At 51.6% G+C, this 19381-nt stretch carries 21 protein-coding genes and 2 tRNA genes; 11 read left to right on the top strand and 12 right to left on the bottom strand.

What is annotated here, in order from left to right; all coding sequences use genetic code 11:
* The first annotated feature begins 35 nt into the window (after window positions 1-35).
* Window positions 36-479, top strand: coding sequence for a helix-turn-helix transcriptional regulator (locus PGY33_RS05360; RefSeq protein ID WP_118481138.1), 444 nt, complete (start codon window positions 36-38; stop codon window positions 477-479).
* Between the two features lie 212 nt (window positions 480-691).
* Window positions 692-1156, top strand: coding sequence for a hypothetical protein (locus PGY33_RS05355; protein ID WP_118481139.1), 465 nt, complete (start codon window positions 692-694; stop codon window positions 1154-1156).
* 12 nt (window positions 1157-1168) lie between these two features.
* Here the strand turns inward: PGY33_RS05355 and PGY33_RS05350 are convergent, their stop codons facing one another.
* The 5 genes from PGY33_RS05350 to PGY33_RS05335 all read right to left on the bottom strand — a co-directional run bounded on the left by PGY33_RS05350 (window position 1169) and on the right by PGY33_RS05335 (window position 5104).
* The gene (locus PGY33_RS05350) at window positions 1169-1720 is read right to left on the bottom strand and encodes a recombinase family protein (protein ID WP_118481140.1); all 552 of its coding nucleotides are present in this window, start codon (window positions 1718-1720) and stop codon (window positions 1169-1171) included.
* Between the two features lie 235 nt (window positions 1721-1955).
* On the bottom strand, window positions 1956-2894 hold the full coding sequence (locus PGY33_RS05345) for a class II glutamine amidotransferase (RefSeq protein ID WP_118481141.1): 939 nt from the start codon (window positions 2892-2894) through the stop codon (window positions 1956-1958).
* 2 nt (window positions 2895-2896) lie between these two features.
* Complete coding sequence (locus tag PGY33_RS05340) at window positions 2897-3649, bottom strand: amidoligase family protein (RefSeq protein WP_330423322.1); 753 nt, start codon at window positions 3647-3649, stop codon at window positions 2897-2899.
* Window positions 3613-3987, bottom strand: a complete 375-nt coding sequence (locus tag PGY33_RS14370; RefSeq protein WP_330423323.1) for a hypothetical protein — start codon at window positions 3985-3987, stop codon at window positions 3613-3615. The genes PGY33_RS05340 and PGY33_RS14370 overlap by 37 nt, the downstream gene beginning before the upstream one ends.
* A 265-nt stretch (window positions 3988-4252) precedes the next feature.
* Window positions 4253-5104, bottom strand: a complete 852-nt coding sequence (locus tag PGY33_RS05335; RefSeq protein ID WP_118481142.1) for a helix-turn-helix domain-containing protein — start codon at window positions 5102-5104, stop codon at window positions 4253-4255.
* Window positions 5105-5487: 383 nt separating this feature from the next.
* On the opposite strand from PGY33_RS05335, the gene PGY33_RS05330 reads away from it, so the two are divergent.
* The 4 genes from PGY33_RS05330 to PGY33_RS05315 all read left to right on the top strand — a co-directional run bounded on the left by PGY33_RS05330 (window position 5488) and on the right by PGY33_RS05315 (window position 8831).
* Window positions 5488-6993 (top strand): DNA primase family protein, encoded by a 1506-nt coding sequence (locus PGY33_RS05330; RefSeq protein WP_118481143.1) that lies wholly within the window; start codon window positions 5488-5490, stop codon window positions 6991-6993.
* Window positions 6994-7006: 13 nt separating this feature from the next.
* On the top strand, window positions 7007-7303 hold the full coding sequence (locus PGY33_RS05325; RefSeq protein ID WP_118481144.1) for a hypothetical protein: 297 nt from the start codon (window positions 7007-7009) through the stop codon (window positions 7301-7303).
* 4 nt (window positions 7304-7307) lie between these two features.
* Complete coding sequence (locus PGY33_RS05320; protein ID WP_118481145.1) at window positions 7308-7502, top strand: helix-turn-helix domain-containing protein; 195 nt, start codon at window positions 7308-7310, stop codon at window positions 7500-7502.
* A 150-nt stretch (window positions 7503-7652) separates the two neighbouring features.
* Window positions 7653-8831 (top strand): tyrosine-type recombinase/integrase, encoded by a 1179-nt coding sequence (locus PGY33_RS05315; protein WP_158575244.1) that lies wholly within the window; start codon window positions 7653-7655, stop codon window positions 8829-8831.
* Window positions 8832-8944: 113 nt separating this feature from the next.
* On the opposite strand, the gene PGY33_RS05310 is transcribed toward PGY33_RS05315, so the two are convergent.
* The 7 genes from PGY33_RS05310 to PGY33_RS05280 all read right to left on the bottom strand — a co-directional run bounded on the left by PGY33_RS05310 (window position 8945) and on the right by PGY33_RS05280 (window position 13531).
* Window positions 8945-9035: transfer RNA gene (locus tag PGY33_RS05310), tRNA-Ser, on the bottom strand.
* Between the two features lie 66 nt (window positions 9036-9101).
* Window positions 9102-9190 (bottom strand) — tRNA-Ser (locus PGY33_RS05305).
* A gap of 80 nt (window positions 9191-9270) precedes the next feature.
* Window positions 9271-9618, bottom strand: coding sequence for an arsenate reductase family protein (locus tag PGY33_RS05300; RefSeq protein WP_117492355.1), 348 nt, complete (start codon window positions 9616-9618; stop codon window positions 9271-9273).
* Between the two features lie 17 nt (window positions 9619-9635).
* Window positions 9636-10475 carry a hypothetical protein gene (locus tag PGY33_RS05295; RefSeq protein WP_118481147.1) on the bottom strand — a complete coding sequence of 280 codons (840 nt, stop codon included), beginning with the start codon at window positions 10473-10475 and terminating at the stop codon, window positions 9636-9638.
* Window positions 10476-10818: 343 nt separating this feature from the next.
* Complete coding sequence (locus tag PGY33_RS05290) at window positions 10819-12045, bottom strand: cation:proton antiporter (RefSeq protein ID WP_118481149.1); 1227 nt, start codon at window positions 12043-12045, stop codon at window positions 10819-10821.
* Between the two features lie 166 nt (window positions 12046-12211).
* Window positions 12212-12376 carry a hypothetical protein gene (locus PGY33_RS05285; RefSeq protein WP_158575246.1) on the bottom strand — a complete coding sequence of 55 codons (165 nt, stop codon included), beginning with the start codon at window positions 12374-12376 and terminating at the stop codon, window positions 12212-12214.
* Window positions 12377-13360: 984 nt separating this feature from the next.
* Entirely contained in the window at window positions 13361-13531 is a 171-nt protein-coding gene (locus PGY33_RS05280) for a DUF362 domain-containing protein (protein ID WP_110435960.1), read from the bottom strand.
* A 317-nt stretch (window positions 13532-13848) separates the two neighbouring features.
* Between PGY33_RS05280 and PGY33_RS05275 the strand changes: the two genes are divergently transcribed.
* From PGY33_RS05275 to PGY33_RS05255, 5 genes are all read left to right on the top strand, one after another.
* Window positions 13849-14304 carry a CtsR family transcriptional regulator gene (locus PGY33_RS05275; RefSeq protein WP_118481150.1) on the top strand — a complete coding sequence of 152 codons (456 nt, stop codon included), beginning with the start codon at window positions 13849-13851 and terminating at the stop codon, window positions 14302-14304.
* 59 nt (window positions 14305-14363) lie between these two features.
* Window positions 14364-14909: a UvrB/UvrC motif-containing protein gene (locus PGY33_RS05270; RefSeq protein WP_118481151.1), complete on the top strand. Its 546-nt coding sequence runs from the start codon at window positions 14364-14366 to the stop codon at window positions 14907-14909.
* On the top strand, window positions 14906-15907 hold the full coding sequence (locus PGY33_RS05265; protein WP_118481152.1) for an ATP--guanido phosphotransferase: 1002 nt from the start codon (window positions 14906-14908) through the stop codon (window positions 15905-15907). The genes PGY33_RS05270 and PGY33_RS05265 overlap by 4 nt, the downstream gene beginning before the upstream one ends.
* Window positions 15908-16044: 137 nt before the next feature.
* Window positions 16045-18540, top strand: coding sequence for an ATP-dependent Clp protease ATP-binding subunit (locus PGY33_RS05260; RefSeq protein WP_118481153.1), 2496 nt, complete (start codon window positions 16045-16047; stop codon window positions 18538-18540).
* 202 nt (window positions 18541-18742) lie between these two features.
* Window positions 18743-19153 carry a hypothetical protein gene (locus PGY33_RS05255; RefSeq protein ID WP_118481154.1) on the top strand — a complete coding sequence of 137 codons (411 nt, stop codon included), beginning with the start codon at window positions 18743-18745 and terminating at the stop codon, window positions 19151-19153.
* Window positions 19154-19381 lie beyond the last annotated feature (228 nt).

The raw sequence follows: 19381 nt of genomic DNA, 5'->3' as shown, positions 1-19381 counted from the left end.
GTGAAATGGTTCTGTGCTATAATGGGAATCAATAGATGACAGAAACGGTGATACAGATGGAAAAGACCACAGGCGAATTGATGGATATTCTGCGCAGCAAGCCAGATGCAGCAGCCTTTGTTCGGGAGAACGCTGACGAGTTGCAGAATAAAACCGTACCGGAGCTATTAGCGGACCTGCTGGAACGTAAACAGCTGACAAGAGCGGCAGTAATCTGTGCGGCAGGCTTGGCGCGTACCTATGGCTACCAGCTTTTCGACGGTACTTATACACCGACACGGGACAAGCTGATACAGCTTGCATTTGGCTTTCAGCTTACGGTAGAGGAAACGCAGGCGCTTCTCAAAGCCGCAGGTCATGCTGTGCTGTACCCGCGAAACGCGCGTGATGTGGTTATTATAGAGTGTCTGTACCAGCGATGCGGCATCATTGCGTGCAATACCAAATTGGAGGCACAGAACCAGCCGCTGTTAGAGTAATTTAGGGAAAAGGAGAGTGCTTTATGAATACTAAGGATGTAATTAATCAGAAAATTGCGGATCTTGATAAATTGATTGAAAATCTGCGGCATTAAATAGATGATGCAGAGAAACAGCAAATTGAGCTGTATCAGCAATTAAATAATATTCAACGGCAGGAGATTGCTGATTCGTGTGTTTCTTGCATTTATGAGGTGAATACAGATAATTCTATGTATGCATTTTTAGATGCAAGGACCAAAACTACACCGATTATGGATAAGTTCTATTATTCTAAAAAGAAGTTTTTAGTATTTAGAAAATTTGGTATTACATCTAATTGGAAGAGTTTATCGCTGGTTGTCATGAGAAGTCCTTATCAGGTAATAAAGACGAAAGATATTCTTACCATGACAGGTTTAAAGAAGCTCTCCGGAGCATATATCTCCAGTACTTATTTACGACGCCCTTCTTTTGCTGCCGAACTATTCAAGGAATTATCTCGTATTCCGGAAGGGAAGATTAAAGAGGGGGCAAGGATACCCTTCACAATGCCTTGTCACTTAGGCGGTCAGACTTTTATGAACCAAACGGGATATGGTTCTGAATATGAAGGAGATATGTTGGTTCATGAAGGTACATTATATGGTGAAGTCACAGATTTTCAGATTATTGGCGTTATTGTGGAAGAGCGTTAATGCGGATGATTGCTACTTTAGATTCCGATACAACGTTGCCTTCTTCACCCCGGTCAGCTCCTCAATCTCCCGAACGGTATACTGTTTGGTATGATAGAGCTTCACAGCCTGCTTGACTTTTTGTGCATTGGTGCGCGGTCTGCCGCCGATATGGCCGCGTGCTCTGGCGGCATCCAAACCCTCTTTGGTGCGCTCTGCAATCACATCACGCTCGAACTGCGCGACGGCACTCATCAGCGTAAACAGCAGCTTGCCTGCCGGTGTGGAGGTGTCGATCTGCTCTTTCAGGCTGACCAGATGCACACCGCGTTCGCGGAACAGTTCCACCAGCTCAATCAGGTCTTTCGTGCTGCGGCCCAAGCGGGACAGGCTCTCAATCACCACCGTGTCGCCCTCCATCATACGGTCGAGCAGTTTGTTCAGCTCCGGACGATCGCGTTTGGTGCCCGTCATTTTCTCATTGAAAATGTAGTCCACGCCGTACTGCGACAGCATATCAAGCTGCCGCGCAAGGTTCTGCTGTTCGGTGCTGACACGGGCATAGCCGAATTTATAGTGCTTCATATCGTCCTCCGGTTGCAAAAATCTTCGTTTATGAAACAAAAAAATTTGCCCTCGGAATGTGGTATTCCGAGGGCAGTTTTTGTTCCAAAACTCGTTTCAAAATCAATGTGCCAAAAGTCAGGCGTTTTTGAAACTACACATCATCGGTCAGATCGAGCAGTTCGTCCAATGCTTCCAGCACTTCACCGAGTACCCAGATTACACTAAATAAGCCCATGTTGTTCGTCCTCCCCTCTTAGTATGCGTATAACAACTCTCCGGTCATTTCGTGCAGCAGAGTAGGATCGTAGAGCATTTCCTCGATTTCCTCCATGGAACAGCCGTAGTCGAGCAGTGCCTGAATTTCATCCGCCGTTATGCCGAACGCCTTTGCCACGCTGAACAGATCATCGTAGTTCGCAGTCGTATCCTCGTAGTAACTGCAGTAATAAGGATAACGCCGCCACCAATGCTCATAGCTGGTTTTCGGCATAAAGCTGCCGGTAGTGATATGTCCTGCTCGGTCAATCTTCAAAATCTCACCCTCCTTTGGATCCAGAATATCAGAGGGTGTGTTCAGCTTTAACTTCTTGATGGTTTTGCAGAGAATATCCCTCGTAGAAGCGTAGAGCAAGTAACCATCATAGAACATGATGCACAGCGGATTATCTCCGACTACGAACCAGATGGAATTGTCTGTATCCAAAACGGTAAACACAAAAGAACCCTCGACCTTTTCAGCCATATTTTTGAGGCTGTCAAAGTCGAGGGTTTTGTTTTTCTCTAAGAGCTGGACGGCAATGTAGCTGTCGGTCTCAACGCTCGTTTGCGGAAGATTTTCGTTCAAACGTAATTCGCGATCGTTCCAAAGTACGCCATTATGCGCGAGAGCAAAGCTACTGCCGTCAACATGACCAAGGAACGGGTGATTATTCTGGTTAAACTGCGCATTGCCTTGTGTTGTCATGCGGGTATGGCCCATGATGGTATTCACGCCGTTCGGAATGTGAATCTTCATCTTTCGAGCGGGAATCGGGCGCTTATAAATCCGCAGGCGGTCATTAAAGTTGTAGGCAATGCCGGTTGCATCCGTGCCGCGCACTTGACACTCACGAGCCAGCGTATTCAGGATTTTGTTTTTCGTATGGGTGTTGAGCACACCTTTGAAGTCGATTAAGCCAAACAGACTGCACATACTCATTCCTCCTCGCTTGCGGTGACAGGTTCGTTGACATACAGGCGGCGTTCCTTAAGATACTGGATAAGCTCCGGCTCCTTGATTTCGTCGAGGAAGTCAAACCAGCTCATGTCCTGCACCTGATAATCGGACAAAGAAACAGCCACCTCGACCAGATGATTTACCATCTGCAAGGTGGCTTTCAGTGTGTTTAACTTCAAGGTTCCGCGGAACATACGGATTTCTACGGTGTCAGAGTTCGTAAGGTTGACCGCCGTGTAACGACCAGCACAAGAATTTTTCGCGTGGCTCATCTGCTCGGACGGCGTAAGACGGATACCATACCGTGCCGCCCAGCGATTCATCTGCGACTGCGTGCGGCGGCTGAACCGCAGAAGCTCGGCCCAGAACTTTTCCACGAAGTAGAGCAGACGGGCAATCGCGGCCTCCTGCTGTTCGTAAGTACAGCCAAAGGCCAGGCGAGAGATGTGAACGTGCAGGCCGCAGGTGCCGGCGGCATGGCTGAGATACCCCATGCGCTGTGCTTTACAGAGTACCTGCTCCCACGGCATTTCGTTCAGGTGGTATTCCAGCGTCATGGGATGTGTAACAAGTTCAAGACCCTCATCCAGACTGCCATCGGTTTTGATGTACAAGTTTTCGGCGTTTGCGTTGGCAATGTCGAGCAACTTCTGTGCGTTGCTGTTCACCGTGCCGCCCTCATCAATCTCCAGCTCTACGCCAAAATGCCGCAGGCCCTTGCCGTGGAACACAAGGTCGGGCGTATAGTTGTAGTCGTGAATCGCGCCCTCGTGCTCGTCCCAGCAGTCCGAGCAATAGGAAGATCGTCGTCATCAAAGTATGCATCGTAGCTGCGCAGGATGCAGCCGCAGTCGTGGCAGCGGACATAGTGCTCGTCAAAGCAGCCCTCGCAGAGCGTGTGATGATCGTCCTCAACGGCGCTTTCCTGATAGATGCGATCGCCGCAGCGGTCACAGGTTACTGTCAAACGATCTACACAGTCCTCACAGAGCCAGTCGCCCTCTACCTCAAACATTTTGCTGATCGGGTGCTCTGCACCGCAGTTGTCGCAAATTCGAGTATCTTTCATTTTGGTTTCCTCCATTCAGTATTTGTTGGGTTGTTGATACTTCATGGAGATAATATATAATTGAAAATACGCTTATTTACAGAAATAGTACAAATCCCCCATTTATGCACACATAAATGGGGGAAATCTTCTGTGTTCCGCGTTCCGCGTTCTGACGGTATACTTTTTACACTTATACTTATTATTACTATTATTCTTAATATACACTGTGGAAAAAGTATCTATGCGGAACGCAGAACGCGGAACAGACCATTTCTTTTAACAGTTAATCGCTCCACTCCTTGTATTGATAATTTCTCATCATAATCGTTTGAAACTGCGCTCTGCTATTGGAATCTGATGCCACTTCATACAGAACCTTAAACAATCCTTCATTTTCTTTTGCTAACTTATAAAAAGCATATCCTATACGCTTTTCAATTTCAGGATTTTCCTTATGCAATGTATATTTCTTTGTCAAACTTTTTCGCAATTCATCTTCTTTACGTTGATCCTTCTCTCTGTTTTTCACATATTGCTTTTGTAATTCCCAGAGATCCATAAAATTTTTCTGTTCTTCAGGAGTTGCATATGCTAAACGATAAAAAACGTCTGCATATATAGATTCTGATTGCTGACCTTTTGACTTTTGCCATGTCATTTCATTTTGTTCTTCAACAAAATTCTCAACAAACTTTTCCTGCGCTTGCAACGATGGCCGCAATTCATCTTCAAACGAAATAGCCTTTATCAGCTTTTCTTCTGTCTGTTTCTCAGGGTAAACGCTATTATGAGCCTTCTCTCTTGTAATCCAACGAAAATCTTCCACACCTGCAAAATATTCCGGACATACATCAAAAATCTTTGCAAGATAATGGCACCATTCCCTACTGTTGCATTTTCCCTGCTCAATTTCCTGCAAATAGGACACCGATATATCTTCACCTATCATATCCATAACCTTTTTTCTCACCTGCTCATGTGAAAGGCGACGTTTTGTTCGCTCCTCATGATACCGCTTGCCAAAGAGCACCGGATCAACTTCCCATCGTATAGGTGTTTGTCTTGCTATGTTGCGCGGCTTGTGCGCTATACAACACTGTACCCATTCTATTTGCACTTTATTTTCATTAGACATACTATTTTTCTCCTTCCTGTTAATGATTTTTTCGTTTTTATCCATAAACTTATATGAATTTCTATTCTCTTATTTTATGGTCTGCAAATTTCATTACAACTAAATCTTCTTTTGATAGCTAATTCCGTGCTAACCCTCAATGTTCTCTTTTCACAAACACCTCTAATTGTTGCTGATTTCGTAGATTTTGTATTTCTTACTACTTAGTGTATTATGTCATCGAGGCCTCACAAGTACAAAAACAAGGAGGTATTCCTACGACATCAAACAATTACCCACTGGACAAAAACGGATACGCTATTCCCATCCTCTTTGATGCGATCAACTTCGAAAACCATGAAGCAGTACCCACTGATTCACCGACAGCATCGCCAGAAGATGTGATGAACAATGTCCTGTCTGCATTTTGTTCCAATTCCTCTGATATTACTATATCACAACAGGGGTGTGCCAACAATACGAACAATCCTGAAAAGGCTATATCCGTTCCCGCTCTGGCACCAGTTTCCTGTGCACCTGCACAGCAGGCAGCAGTTTCGATTCCACAGAATCAGCCTGCGCCAACGGAAACAGCCGTTTGTCCACCCGTAATAGAGCGTCCCAAAGCGGCCAATGCCGCGACTATCGCCAACCACATTGCCGCAACTGGAAAAATCCGCATCTACCAAGAGCACATTTACTGGTATGCGAACGGCTGGTATCACCTATTGCAGATTGGTGAGCTACGCCGCCTAATGCGCGCGCTCTGTGCTGATGACATCGAAAAACACAGCAGCAAGCGGGTTTTCGAGGACATCGAAGTCTTCCTGCTCAGCAATTCCAAGCTGCTTGCTGAACCACCAGGCAACCATTCGCTGCTCTGCATCCAGAACGGTATCTATGATATGACAACGAACACCATATCGCCGCATACTCCTGCCTACTTTTTCACGCATTGTCTGAATGTATCGCTGCCTACTCTGTGCCATGGTACGCCGCACTTTGACAATTTCATAGGTTTTATCACCGGAAATGATTACGCTCTGCAAATGCGTATCTGGCAAATGCTCGGCTATATTTTTGCCTGTGATACCGATGGTAAGGTATTCTTCCTGCTGCAAGGTGTCAGCAACAGCGGCAAAAGCGTGCTGCTTGAGCTGCTGCGCTCTATGTTCAATCCCGAAGCTGTGAGCACACTTGATCTTTACCGTCTTGGCGATCGTTTTTCCGGTGCAGCCCTGATTGAAAAGAAGCTCAATATCTGCGGTGATCTTCCTAATCGTACGCTCTCGGCACAGGCCGTTGCAACGCTTAAACAGATCACAGGACGCGATCTTATGACAGTGGAGGAAAAGTATAAGCCGCTTGCAACCATGGCACCAGCGATCAATCTCGTGTTCGCATCGAACTTTCCGATTCGGATGGCCGAAGAAGATACGGCGCTGTTATCCCGCATGGTGGTGATACCTTTTCGGTTCTCTATCCCTACGGAACAGCAGGATCATCTACTCACGCAGAAAATCCTCGCCGAGCGGGACGGCATCTTTCTCCGCGCAATCCACGCATATCACCGTCTGCTTGCGGACAAGTACATCTTTGCAGGACAGGCCCTCGTCGATCAACTGTTATCCCAGTCCTATGCATCGCCTATGTCCGAAAACCAGAATATCGCTGCATTTTTGAATGATTGCTGTATCCTGACCGACGATAACAGCTTTACCTCTACGCAAGACCTGCACGAAGCCTGCACCGCCTATTGCGTGGGACACGACTTGCCGATCATAACCGATCGGACACGCTTTTCGCGCATACTGCGCAGCCAGCTTGCGAATAAAGTCGAGCCGAAAAAAATACGGATCGGTGACAAGACCTACAATGGGTACATTGGAATTAAACTATCGAACCAATAAGGAGAAATAAATTATGAGTAAGCATAAAAATAACTACAAAAGCAAAAATGGCCGCTACTATGTTCTCAAGGGCAGCAATGCCGTTATGATCGCCTACAACTGGGATCAGGCAAACGAATGTTTCCAGAAGTACATCTGCTCTCCTAAACGTCAAATCTCACATTGCTCTTACTTAGACGCACAGCACGATGCGCTGAACCACCTCAGAGAGATTGCACCCGGTCTTCCTATTCCACTCGAACTGCCGCTTGGCCGTATTATCACGGTCCGGTCGCTCATGCAGCAGTACTTAGGCAATACGGAGGTCTGATTCTATGACAGCACAAGTAAAATGTATCACCTTATCCGCCCGTGATCTGGCTGAACTGCTCGGCATAAGCCGTAGCGCTGCCTATGCGCTCTTTCACCGCGAGGATTTCCCAACACTCAAAATAGGCCGCCGCCTGCTTGTAACGCACGATGCGCTGATGCAATGGCTCACAGAGGATGCCGCCAAGAAAAGCGCCTGAATATGCAGCAGAGGGCAAGGTCTAAAACCTTACCCTCTGCTTATCTCACGCACAGCATTTATCCCCAGCTTGTGCAAAACTTGCATACCTATGCTATACTATTTACATACAATCGAACTGTATGTGCCGGAAAGGAGTATTCTTTTACTTATGGCACGAAAAAATAAAAAGCGTGAAGCCGGAAGCGGCTCTATTACCAAGCGGAAAGACGGCCGTTGGCAGGGTCAGTATGTGTCCGACTATGATCCGAAAACCGGCAAGCTGCGTCGTCATACCATTTACGGCAAAACGCAGAAAGAGGTCGCAGAGAAACTGCGTGCTGCAACCTCCAGTATTGACAACGGCACCTTTCAGGAACCGCGTAAAATCACGGTAGCCGAATATGCCGCAGAATACATGGCAACTCATGTTGCCACGCTGACCGATTCCACACAGCGCAGTTACGAGAAAAATCTTCGGCTGCATATTCTTCCCGCACTGGGTACTCGCCGTTTGACCGACCTCACCCACCGCGAGGTACAGCGCTTTGCTTTGTCTTTAGGCGTAGGCGGTAAAGGACTTGCCCCCAAGACTGTACACACCGTATTCGGCACGCTGCACGCCCTGTTGACCGCCGCACAGCGCGATGAGATCTTACAGCGCAATGTTGCTGACTTCTGCTCTCTGCCGCGTGTAACGCAAACCCGCGCCAAAGCGATCACCTCTGCCGAGCTGAATCAGTTTCTCGATCTGATCCGCAAGGACGAATTCTATTATCTGTTCTTCCTCGATATTTTCTCCGGTATGCGCCAGTCCGAAATTCTCGGCTTGCGCTGGGCTGACATTGACTGGGACCGGAACAGCCTTGTTGTACGCAAGCAGCTCCAGCAGAAATGCAAGAAAGGTGATTACAGTTATACGCTCATTGACCCGAAAGAGAACAAGCAGCGGCGTATTATTCTGGCGGAAACGGCTATGCTTACGCTTCAGAAGCAGCGCACCAAGCAGCAACGTCAGCGTTTAGCCGCCGGACCGCTGTGGAACAATCCGTTTGATCTGGTTTTCACCAATGAATTTGGCCGCGCACTCAACCACCAGACCGTATACAAGCACCTCAAGCGTCTGCTGCGTTCCTGCGGTATGGGGGATTATACGTTTCATTCTCTGCGCCACTCATTCGCTACGATTTCGCTGGAAAACGGCGATGATATTAAGACCGTACAGACGAATTTAGGCCACAGCACGGCTTCGTTTACGCTGAAAACCTACGCTCATGTCAGTGACCAAATGCAGCGCAGCAGTGCCGCCCGTATGGAGGAGCTGATCTCCAGTCTGGGAGCCGTAAATTAGCCCGTTGCTGTCACGATTGCTGTCAAGAAAAATTAAGTCGTTCTAAAAGTTATCGTTTTCTATCTATAAATGCAGAAAAGCTGCACTTTCCATAACAAAAAGTGCAGCTTTCATGGCGGAGACAGAGAGATTTGAACTCTCGCGCCGATTTCTCGACCTACTCCCTTAGCAGGGGAGCCCCTTCACCAGCTTGGGTATGTCTCCATGTCAAGGTATTGAGTTGTGCGCGGAGTTATTCTCGATCGAACCCTCCGCGCGCAATCTCGTGATTGGCGGAACGGGTGGGATTCGAACCCACGCGCCCTTTCGGACAAACGGTTTTCAAGACCGCCTCGTTATGACCACTTCGATACCGTTCCGTATCTTGCCCGATAAGCAAGATTTATTATACAGGAATTTCTCCTGCTTGTCAACAGCTTTTTTACAAGAAGAACGGCTGTTACAGCCGCTCTTCCCACTCTTTTACCTTAAAACCCGGAAGAGCAAAGTCCTCTCCAATGAGCAGCGGGCGCTTGACCAGCATGCCGTCGGTCGCGAGCAGCGCATACTGCTCGTCCTCGGTCATGGCCGGCAACTTGTCCTTGAGCCCCAGCGCCTTATACTGCAGGCCGCTCGTATTAAAGAACCGCTTAAGCGGCAGACCGCTCTTTTCGTGCCACGCACGCAGCTCCTGCTCGGTCGGATTGTCCTGCTTGATATCACGCTCGTCAAACGCCACGCCGCGCTCCTGCAGCCACGCCTTCGCCTTCTGGCAGGTCGAGCACTTGGGATAGCATACAAACAGCATTTCGTTGTCCTCCTCTGTTAATTCTCATCTGCCGTCTGCGCTGCGTCCGAGCGGCACAGGCAGAACAGCTCAGCGGCCAGCATAACGCACGCTGCTGCACCCAGAATGCCGCGCAGCACCATTTTGATCGACCACATGGACGGGATGCCCATCAGCATAGCCAGACCGTAGCCGCCGATATCCGACACCGACATGGTGACCGCCACTGCGGTAAAGAACGCCAGCATAGCCGGAGCCGGCTTGCCAAACAGCAGACGCGCCAACTCATAAAACGCCAGCACAATCATCACATCGGCAACCAGACCAAAGCCGAACGACGCCAGCTTCGGATCGGTGCAGGTCATGCGGTAGTTGACCAGCAGATGCAGGCAGCTCCAGAACAGCGGTACGAGCGTCATTGCGGCGCTCTTTTCCGTCATCTGTACGCCCTGTGCCTTGGCCAGACCGATCATGCAGCCGCCGGTCAGCACGCCCATGATCGCGTAGACGATCTCCAGAACGCGTGCCCATGCAGCCGCGTCCTGCTCTGCCGTGGTGATGGTCAGATACAGGTAACCCAGACTGCCCGCCGCTACAATCAGTCCCGCAACGACAGCCGCCATGCGGAACAGCACCTCTTTCGTGCCGAGCAGCTGCTCAAACGGTACCTTATTGCGCGTCTTAAGCGGCAGCGCCAGCACAGCATATACGATTGCACTGATAGCGAACAGCGCGATCACGAACCAGATCCATCTATCGCCTGCCGTCGGCAAGCCGGTGCTTACGTCAAAACCGTTCAGCAGGTGCAGCGCGCGCAGCGCAATCCCCGGAACGCACAGCACGACCGACAGAATCGGCAGAAGCTTCGTTGCTTTCATGTTGTTTCCTCCATTAAGAGATAGTATTAAACGCTACTATTATAGCATACTTGCCGCAAGGCTTCAATACAGCGAATAATTGATATTTGCATATAAAAACAACCGCCTGTTCAAAACAGACGGTTGTTTCGCGCATTGCGCGTGTTCAATAGAATTTGCCGTGCAAATTCCAAAAATCCGGGAGCATGTACCGGCGCAGCGCGGCCGAGAAGCCGCGCAAGGATAGCGCAGGATTTTTGACTTTGAGAGGGAGAAAATTTCCGTACGGGAACTTTCGGACAACTTTGGAACAGCCTGCGGTCCGTTCCTGCTTGCCGGCGGAACCATGGTTCCGCGACAGCAATCAGTGCTGGCTTACCTTGGGCATCTGCACCTTTTCCTGTGCATTGAACTCCGTGTTTGCCGGGGTCTGCTTGCTCATGCCGAGCTTGAGCAGAATCGGCGTTACCAGCGTAGTAACGATAACGACCAGTACGATCGGCGGGAACATGTGCGGGTCGATCAGACCGGCCTGCTCACCCTTCTGTGCTACGATCAGCGCAACCTCACCGCGGGATACCATGCCCAGACCGATGGAGAATGCATCATAGGTCTGGAAGCCCATGACGCGGGCACCGAGACCACAGCCGATGATCTTGGTCAGGATTGCAACGATGGTCAGTACCACTGCGAAGATCGCCATGGTGCTGGTCAGACCTTCCAGGTTGGTCTTAATACCGATGGAAGCGAAGAACAGCGGAGAGAACAGCATGTAGCCGAGCACGTTGGTCTTGCTTGCAACATAGTCACGCGCGGAGGACAGACGGCACATTACGATGCCTGCGAAGTATGCACCGGTAATATCTGCAATACCGAAGTAACGCTCCGCAACGTAACTCATCAGGAATGCGAATGCAACCGCATAGATCGCGATACGGCGATGACGATGCCACTTCTCCTCCATCTTGAGGAATACGCGGTACATAACGAGACCAACAACCAGTACGAAACCGAAGAACGCAACGATGCGGCCGAGTACCAGAATCGGCTTTACCGACGGGTCAGTCAGTGCGGTCAGAATGGTCAGCACCACGATACCGAGGATATCGTCGATTACAGCCGCGCCGAGGATTGCTGTACCGACTTTACTTTTCAGCTTGCCCATCTCACGCAGGGTCTCGACGGTGATCGAAACCGAGGTAGCGGTCAGAACGACACCAATGAAAGCAGCCTTCAGCATGTTCATCGGGTCGGTCGGATCATTGTCGAACGCCAGATAGCATGCAACACCACCGATCAGCGGCACGATAACACCGATCAGTGCGATAATGAAGGACGCAAAACCGGTGGTTTTCAGCTCGTCCAGATCAGTATCCATACCTGCGTTAAACATCAGGATGATTACACCGATCTCAGCGGCCTTTACCAGAAAATCGGTCTCGCCTACCCAGCCGAGGCAGCTCGGGCCAACCAGCACACCGGCAATCAGTGCACCGACAACCTGCGGCATATGCACGCGCTCCGAAGTAAGGCCGAATACCTTTGTGAACAACATGATGATCGCAATCGTCAACAGAAAGTCATATGACATTGTTCCCACCCTTTCTTAATGTGATAACCTTTTGCATAGAATATTATACTCTTTTTCACGCAAAGAACCAGCTAAGATTTCAATTTTTGCTCCGTGATTTTAAACGAAATTACCAAACAGCGCATCCAATCTCTGTGCAGTCTGCCAGTTTCGCTATTTTCTGACATTATTCAGCAAATCCTTCCGAAATCGTCTGTTCCTCCTCATCAGCCGCGTGCGTGCGCGCGCACATGCGGCTGCGGAATACGGCGCGGCAGAACGGACCGACCACGAAAATCCGCAGCGGATACGCCAGCAGGAAGCCTAACTCATCTAACTTGGTTTTGAACACTGTTTTTCTGCCCCGTCTATGCCGCAAGGCATTGAAATTTCAGCTTTTCTATTATATTTGCACGGAAATTTCAAGTGTTTTTTCTTTGCCTATTCCTATTATAATATAGCCGCCGCTTGAGAAGCGAACGAAATGTGCGCTGACGCCGCGCGGGCGCACAAGAGGGTAGACACCTGCGGTTTCCACCCTCTTGTGTATCTCCCCTTTCCCTTAGAGGGTCTGGCGCAGACCAGAGACCGGCGACCGCTCCGAAAGAGGGGAACGGCAGTCGGGTTACCGTTGCGTGTCTTTCGTGAAATATTCGCAGTTCACAGATAGATTACTGCTACACAGGTGGTTTACTCTACGCAGGCGCGGCATAACCGTGCCGCGCAATTTTTTTGCGCGTTGTGCCGGAAGGCACCTGCGAAGATAAATTGTACCGAATGCTTAATCCGCAGGTGCCGTGCGTTACAACATGCCAAAGTGTTGCGCGACACTGTTATGTCGCGCCTGCGTTGATTTAACCACATGTGTAGCAGTACGCTGTTTGTGAACTGCGAACAGGTTGCGAAAGACACGCAACGGTAACCCGACTGCCGTTCCCCCATTTCGGAGCGGTCACATGTCGGTAATCTGCGCCAGATTAGGAAACAAGGGAAAGGTAGGAGTTCAAAGAGGAAGGAAAACCGCAGGTTGTCCTTCCTTTTTGCCCCCGCGGCGGGCGCCGCACTCTCCCGCGCTCCGCAGAGCGCAATTCCCTGCTGAGGTTCAGCGAAAAACTCTCCGCCCGTTAGGGTGAACCGCCTACGCGGTTCAAATACCCCGCTCAGCCGGTGCAAAAAAAGGTGCCGCCCGGAAAAGGACGAACACGCTTACACAGTTCGCGTCCCCCAGCCATTCGGTGCCAAGAATGCGCGACCGCTCTGCTGTTTTAGGCAAAAGTAAAAACCCCATTCCGAACGGAACAGGGTTTTGTACTTCGCTTTTATATGTGTTCAGGAATTAGCCCTGAGAGATAGCGCCTACCGGGCAGGAACCTGCGCAGGTACCGCAATCTACACATGCGTCAGCGTTGATCTCGTACTTGCCGTCGCCCTCAGCGATAGCGCCAACCGGGCACTCGCCAGCGCAAGAGCCGCACATAATGCAGCCGCCACCGATAACATATGCCATTGGTATTGCACCTCCAAATGTATTTTACAATTATCATTTTACCACAAGATTTAAAAAAAGCAACAAAAACAAGTGGTTAGTCTTTGGTAACTTTTATCATAGTACACAATTTGGGTCAGTTTATGAAAAACAGAGAAAAATCGTGATTCAAAGCGATATAGCGAGAAAACACATGGTTAGCCTTATCTACCTCTCTTTAATAGTCAGAAATGGTCAAATTTTTCTCTTGATTTTGGACGCCTCCGGATATACAATATAGACAATGATCAGGGAAGGTCAGATGAGTGAGTGCCTTCCCCGGAAGGAAGTGAAACACCATGAAAATGTCCGATGTGATCGCCGACTTCATCGGTGAGATGCTGTCAGACGGCGGCGGCGTTGCTGAGCTGCAGCGCAAAAGCCTTGCTGACCGGTTTTCGTGCGTACCGAGTCAAATCAATTATGTGATAGAGACCCGCTTCACACCGGAGCATGGTTATCTGGTTGAGAGCCAGCGCGGCGGCGGCGGTTTCATCCGCATCATCCGCCTGCTGGATGACAAGCAGCGCACGCTGCTCGAAGCGGCACGCGGTATCGGCGGACGGCTAAGCCAGAACGACGCGGCGCGTCTGACACGCGCTCTCGTTTCCGCTGAGCTGCTTACCCAGCGCGAAGGTCAGCTGCTGCTGTCCGCCTGCTCGGACGGTGCGCTGGCGGAGGTTGATAAAACCGACCGCGACAGACTGCGTTCTGCGATTTTCCGATGCGCAGTCATGGGCATTGCAACAACGTGATGCCCTTTTCTCCGTAAACACTACATTATATATAATCTCTCAGAGAGGAGTTTTGACTTATGAAATGCGAAAAATGCGGCAAGAATGAAGCTACCATGTATTATAAGGAAACCGTAAACGGTGTCACCCGTGAGATGCACCTGTGTCCGGAATGTGCACAGAAGGAAAACCTCGGCGGTGCGTTTGAAAACGCATTTCAGTCGATGAACCACTTCTGGAGCGATCCGTTCCATTCGTTCCTCGGCGGCGGCTTTGGCAGCCTGTGGAATGACATGCTGGGCGAGGTAGCTCCGACCGCTACCATGCTCGGCACCGAGCGCAAGTGCCCGACCTGCGGCATGACCGAAAGCGAACTGCGCCGTACCGGCCGCGTCGGCTGCCCGGACTGCTACTCCACGTTTGCGGACATTCTGAATCCGTATGTGCAGAAGATCCACGGTGCAACGCGTCATATCGGCACGGCTCCGGCGGCTCCCGAGCAGCCGAAGGCCGATCCGGTGGCTGACCTCAAGGCACAGCTGAAGGCGGCAGTTGAAAGCGAGGATTACGAACGCGCAGCAAGCCTGCGCGATGAGATCCGCAGAATGGAGGGTGAACAGAAATGAGTATGTTTGAGATTCACGGCGGCTTTACCGGTCTGGCAGCGTCCAGCCGCGTACGCCTGGCACGAAATATTAAAGGCTATCCGTTCCGTCTGACCGAACAGCAGCACAGTGAAATTGCTGACAAGATATTCGCTGCACTGAAAGAAAACCCGACCATCGGTCCGGAGTTTGACAAGAAGCAGATCATCCCTCGTTCGACCGAAGCCTCTCAACTGGTTGAGGAACATCTCATCTCCCCTGAGCTGGCGCAGAACGGCGGCTGGCTGATCGTCTCCAAGGACGGCGGCGTGTCCATCATGGTCGGCGAAGAGGATCACCTGCGTTTGCAGGTCATCGGCACCGGCCTTTGCCCGAAGGAATGTCTCGAAACCGCAAACCGTGTAGCTTCGCTCATCGAAGCGGCGCTGCCGTTCGCGTATGACGAGCGCCTCGGCTACCTGACCGCCTGCCCGACCAATATCGGCACCGGTCTCCGCGCCTCTATCATGCTGCACCTGCCGATGCTGACCGCAACCGAGCAGATGGACCGCATCATCGGCTACGCGGGCAGCCGCGGCTGTGCCGTTCGCGGCACCTACGGTGAAGGCTCGCAGGCGGTCGGCGGATTCTATCAGGTGTCCAATCAGGTTACTCTCGGTGCGTCTGCCGCAGAGCTGACCGACAAGCTGGTAGAGACCGCGACCACTATCATCGACGCCGAGAAAAAGGCGCGTGAGCAGGTACGCAGCCAGAACGAACCCGCACTGCGCGACCGTATTTACCGCGCAGCAGGCACGTTGCGGAGTGCATATCTGATTGACACGAATGAAGCCGTACAGTGCATTTCCGATGTGCTGATCGGTCTGCAGATGGGCTTCCTGTCCGGCATGGATGCGCAGAAGCTGTACGCACTGGAGGAGCACATCCGTCCTGCAATGCTGACCGGCGCACCGCAGGACCGCGATAAGAAGCGCGCGGAAATCCTGCGTGAAGCGACAAAGCGTATTCAGTTCAACTAATCACCTGTCCCGCAGGGGCGCACAGTGTGCGCCCACTCCAACCACGATGCTGAAATCCGGACGCACACTGTGCGCCCCTGCGAGGACGTTTTACCCCTAAATCAAACTATTTTCCTACTCTGAAAGGAGTGTTATTTATGTTCTATCAAAACCGTTTTACCGAGCGTGCCCGTCAGGCACTGACGCTTGCACAGGAAGCGGCCGCTTCGTTCGGTCACAGCTACATTGGCTCGGAGCACCTGCTGCTCGGCCTGCTGCGTGAGGGCGGCGGCCCTGCCGCAAAGGCACTCACTGCCGCAGGCGTGACCGACGAAGCTCTCGTTCATCAGATCGAGGAACTGTCCGGCCGCGGCACCCCGGATTCCACCGCGCCGCAGGGCATGACGCCGCGCACCAAGCGCATTGTGGAGCTGTCTGTACAGTCCGCGAATGAGATGGGCACCGGCTATGTCGGCACCGAACATCTGCTGCTCGGCATCCTGCGCGAAGGGCAGAATGTGGCACTGACCGCACTGGCCAACCTGCGTATCACCCCGCAGATCCTTGTCGAGAAGCTGAATGAGGCGCTCGGCGGCGTACAGGACAGCGTTTCTGGCGAGCCTGGTACTGCTGCAAACGGCGGCGCTGACAGCAAGGACGCGCTCAGCCAGTTCGGCCGCGACCTGACCGCCGCTGCCAAGGAGGGCAAGCTGGACCCGGTTATCGGCCGCTCCAAGGAGATTCAGCGTGTCATCCAGATTTTGTCCCGCCGCACCAAGAACAACCCGGCGCTGATCGGTGATCCGGGTGTCGGCAAGACCGCCGTTGTTGAGGGTCTTGCTCAGAAGATTGTTTCCGGCGACGTACCGGAGACCCTGAAGGGCAAGCGCCTGATCTCGCTCGACCTGACCGGCATGATCGCAGGCACCAAGTACCGCGGCGAGTTCGAGGAGCGCATCAAGAAGGTCATCGAAGAGCTGACCGCCAAGAAGGACACCATCCTGTTCATTGATGAGATGCACATGCTGATGGGCGCCGGTGCGGCTGAGGGCGCGGCTGACGCTGCGAATATCCTGAAGCCGGCACTGAGCCGCGGTGAGGTACAGGTCATCGGTGCAACCACGCTTGACGAGTACCGCAAGAATATTGAGAAGGATGCCGCTCTGGAACGTCGTTTCCAGCCTGTTCAGATCAACGAGCCGTCCGCCGAGGATGCCGTTGAGATTTTGAAGGGTCTGCGCGACAAGTACGAAGCACATCACCGCATCAAGATTCCGGACGAGGCCATTGAAGCCGCTGTCAAGCTGTCTGTCCGCTATGTAACCGGTCGTTATCTGCCGGATAAGGCAATCGACGTAATTGATGAGGCCTGCTCCCGCGTTCGCCTGTCCAGCCTGACCACTCCGCCGGATTTGAAGCAGCTCGAGGACGAAATCGCCGCCGTTGCCGCAAAGAAGGAAGAGGCCGTCAAGGGTCAGGACTTTGAGAACGCCGCCAAGCTGCGTGACGAGGAGAAGTCCAAGCGCGAAGCGATGGAGGCTCGCAAGAAGGAGTGGGCCGACCAGCAGACCAAGTCGCACGGTGCTGTCACCGAGGACGACATTGCAGCCGTTATCTCCGGCTGGACCGGTGTTCCGGTTGCTCAGCTGACCGAGGACGAGGGTCAGCGCCTGCTGCACCTCGAGGATACGCTGCATCAGCGTGTCATCGGTCAGAGCGAGGCTGTAACCGCCGTTGCTAAAGCAATCCGCCGCAGCCGTGTCGGCCTGCGCGACCCGAAGCGCCCGATCGGTTCGTTCCTGTTCCTCGGCCCGACCGGTGTTGGCAAGACCGAGCTGAGCAAGGCGCTGGCCGAAGCGATGTTCGGTGATGAAAACGCCATGATCCGCATTGATATGTCCGAATATATGGAGAAGCACGCCGTTTCTCGTATGATCGGTTCGCCTCCGGGATACGTTGGCTACGATGAGGGCGGTCAGCTGTCCGAGAAGGTTCGCCGTCATCCGTACTCGGTTGTCCTGTTCGATGAGATCGAGAAGGCGCACCCGGATGTATTCAACATCCTGCTGCAGATCCTTGAAGATGGTATCCTGACCGACGGTCAGGGCCGCCATGTAGACTTCAAGAATACCATCATCATCATGACCTCCAACATCGGTGCGCAGAAGATCACCGGCAGCGGCCGCAAGTCGCTCGGCTTCGCGGACGGCAAGCCGGAGGACGCCGCAGAGCGCACCTTTGAGCAGATCAAGGCCGACGTTATGGCAGAACTCAAGACCGCGGTTCGTCCGGAATTCCTCAACCGTATTGATGACATCATCGTGTTCAACCGTCTGAATGAGGACGAAATTGCACAGATTGCCGACGGCATGCTGCGCAAGGTTGCTGCCCGCATGCAGGATATGGAGATCACCATGGATTGGACCGAGGCCGCCAAGAAGCACCTTGCCAAGGCTGGTTTTGATCCGGTTTACGGTGCCCGCCCGCTGCGCCGTGCCGTTACCAACGAGGTCGAGGATCTTGTTGCCGAGGAATCCCTTGAGGGCAAGATCAAGAAGGGCGACAGCGTAACGCTCGATGCCGCCGATGATAAGCTGGTGCTGACGCATCAGGATGCAAAGGCTCCCGCAGAAACTGAAAATAAGGACGAATAATCCTTATCTGGATAGCGAAAGAGGTACGATTCGTGAGAATCGTACCTCTTTGGGTTTTGCGTCTTTCGGGTCTGTGCACAGAATTGAGAATGAAAAATGGAGAATGGAAGCACCCGTAATTCGCAACCAATCGAAATCTATTCTTCCAAATCGGACCGATTTTATAGTATAATGAACATATACAAGACAAGGCGGTGATACCATGCTGAAACCACGAATCAAAGCACTTTTCGTCCTGCTGTTCGCCACCATTGTGATTATGACCGTTGCAGTCAAAAACACGCCGCCGGTTTCGGAATATATGCGGACCGGAATCCGGCTGTCTGACCTGTCAGACCTCGAACGCACTGAATTTATGGCGTCAAAAGGTGCAGCTGTGCCGCATAACTACAAAACCTCTGTCGGTTTTCAAGAGCTAACAACCGATCTTGTCACTCGATACGAAGAAAATCCGTACAAAATATTAACCGGTACTTATGGCAGCCTTTCTACAAACCTCTACGCCGAGGAAGTCCGCAAAATCGTAAACGATTACTATGGTATTTATCACGTCGAATATTATTTCGACCATTATCCCGAATATCCGCCGTATTCTCCGGATAATGAAACCTAAAGCGGCACAAAAAAGCCTCTGTCCATCGGACAGAGGCTTTTTCTATTCGAATTGATGCTCAATCGAAGCAGTATTTTGACAAGCAAGAGCAAGCAGGCCGAGGAAAGCGGCGAGGCCGCGTACAACAGTACGCAACGAGCCGTTTGACGACGGGATGCGCCGCTATCGCGCAGTCAAAAATTACTTAGACTCCTTAGCAGCCTTGATTGCGTCGATCATCATCGGAAC

It is taken from the genome of Butyricicoccus sp. AF18-9LB (genome assembly GCF_027684505.1).
Lineage (GTDB): Bacteria > Bacillota > Clostridia > Oscillospirales > Butyricicoccaceae > Agathobaculum > Agathobaculum butyriciproducens.
Note: the sequence above shows the minus strand (reverse complement) of the source record. Positions and strands in the feature narration are given on the sequence as shown.

Coding starts and splice junctions, on each gene's coding strand:
- PGY33_RS05270 (WP_118481151.1), top strand. CDS start 14,364: ATGAAATGCGAAAAATGCGGCAAGAATGAAGCTACCATGTATTATAAG.
- PGY33_RS05295 (WP_118481147.1), bottom strand. CDS start 10,475: ATGAAAGCAACGAAGCTTCTGCCGATTCTGTCGGTCGTGCTGTGCGTT.
- PGY33_RS05265 (WP_118481152.1), top strand. CDS start 14,906: ATGAGTATGTTTGAGATTCACGGCGGCTTTACCGGTCTGGCAGCGTCC.
- PGY33_RS05315 (WP_158575244.1), top strand. CDS start 7,653: ATGGCACGAAAAAATAAAAAGCGTGAAGCCGGAAGCGGCTCTATTACC.
- PGY33_RS05350 (WP_118481140.1), bottom strand. CDS start 1,720: ATGAAGCACTATAAATTCGGCTATGCCCGTGTCAGCACCGAACAGCAG.
- PGY33_RS05290 (WP_118481149.1), bottom strand. CDS start 12,045: ATGTCATATGACTTTCTGTTGACGATTGCGATCATCATGTTGTTCACA.
- PGY33_RS05320 (WP_118481145.1), top strand. CDS start 7,308: ATGACAGCACAAGTAAAATGTATCACCTTATCCGCCCGTGATCTGGCT.
- PGY33_RS05300 (WP_117492355.1), bottom strand. CDS start 9,618: ATGCTGTTTGTATGCTATCCCAAGTGCTCGACCTGCCAGAAGGCGAAG.
- PGY33_RS05345 (WP_118481141.1), bottom strand. CDS start 2,894: ATGTGCAGTCTGTTTGGCTTAATCGACTTCAAAGGTGTGCTCAACACC.
- PGY33_RS05260 (WP_118481153.1), top strand. CDS start 16,045: ATGTTCTATCAAAACCGTTTTACCGAGCGTGCCCGTCAGGCACTGACG.
- PGY33_RS05275 (WP_118481150.1), top strand. CDS start 13,849: ATGAAAATGTCCGATGTGATCGCCGACTTCATCGGTGAGATGCTGTCA.
- PGY33_RS05325 (WP_118481144.1), top strand. CDS start 7,007: ATGAGTAAGCATAAAAATAACTACAAAAGCAAAAATGGCCGCTACTAT.
- PGY33_RS05360 (WP_118481138.1), top strand. CDS start 36: ATGACAGAAACGGTGATACAGATGGAAAAGACCACAGGCGAATTGATG.
- PGY33_RS14370 (WP_330423323.1), bottom strand. CDS start 3,987: ATGAAAGATACTCGAATTTGCGACAACTGCGGTGCAGAGCACCCGATC.
- PGY33_RS05280 (WP_110435960.1), bottom strand. CDS start 13,531: ATGGCATATGTTATCGGTGGCGGCTGCATTATGTGCGGCTCTTGCGCT.
- PGY33_RS05355 (WP_118481139.1), top strand. CDS start 692: ATGTATGCATTTTTAGATGCAAGGACCAAAACTACACCGATTATGGAT.
- PGY33_RS05335 (WP_118481142.1), bottom strand. CDS start 5,104: ATGTCTAATGAAAATAAAGTGCAAATAGAATGGGTACAGTGTTGTATA.
- PGY33_RS05255 (WP_118481154.1), top strand. CDS start 18,743: ATGCTGAAACCACGAATCAAAGCACTTTTCGTCCTGCTGTTCGCCACC.
- PGY33_RS05330 (WP_118481143.1), top strand. CDS start 5,488: ATGAACAATGTCCTGTCTGCATTTTGTTCCAATTCCTCTGATATTACT.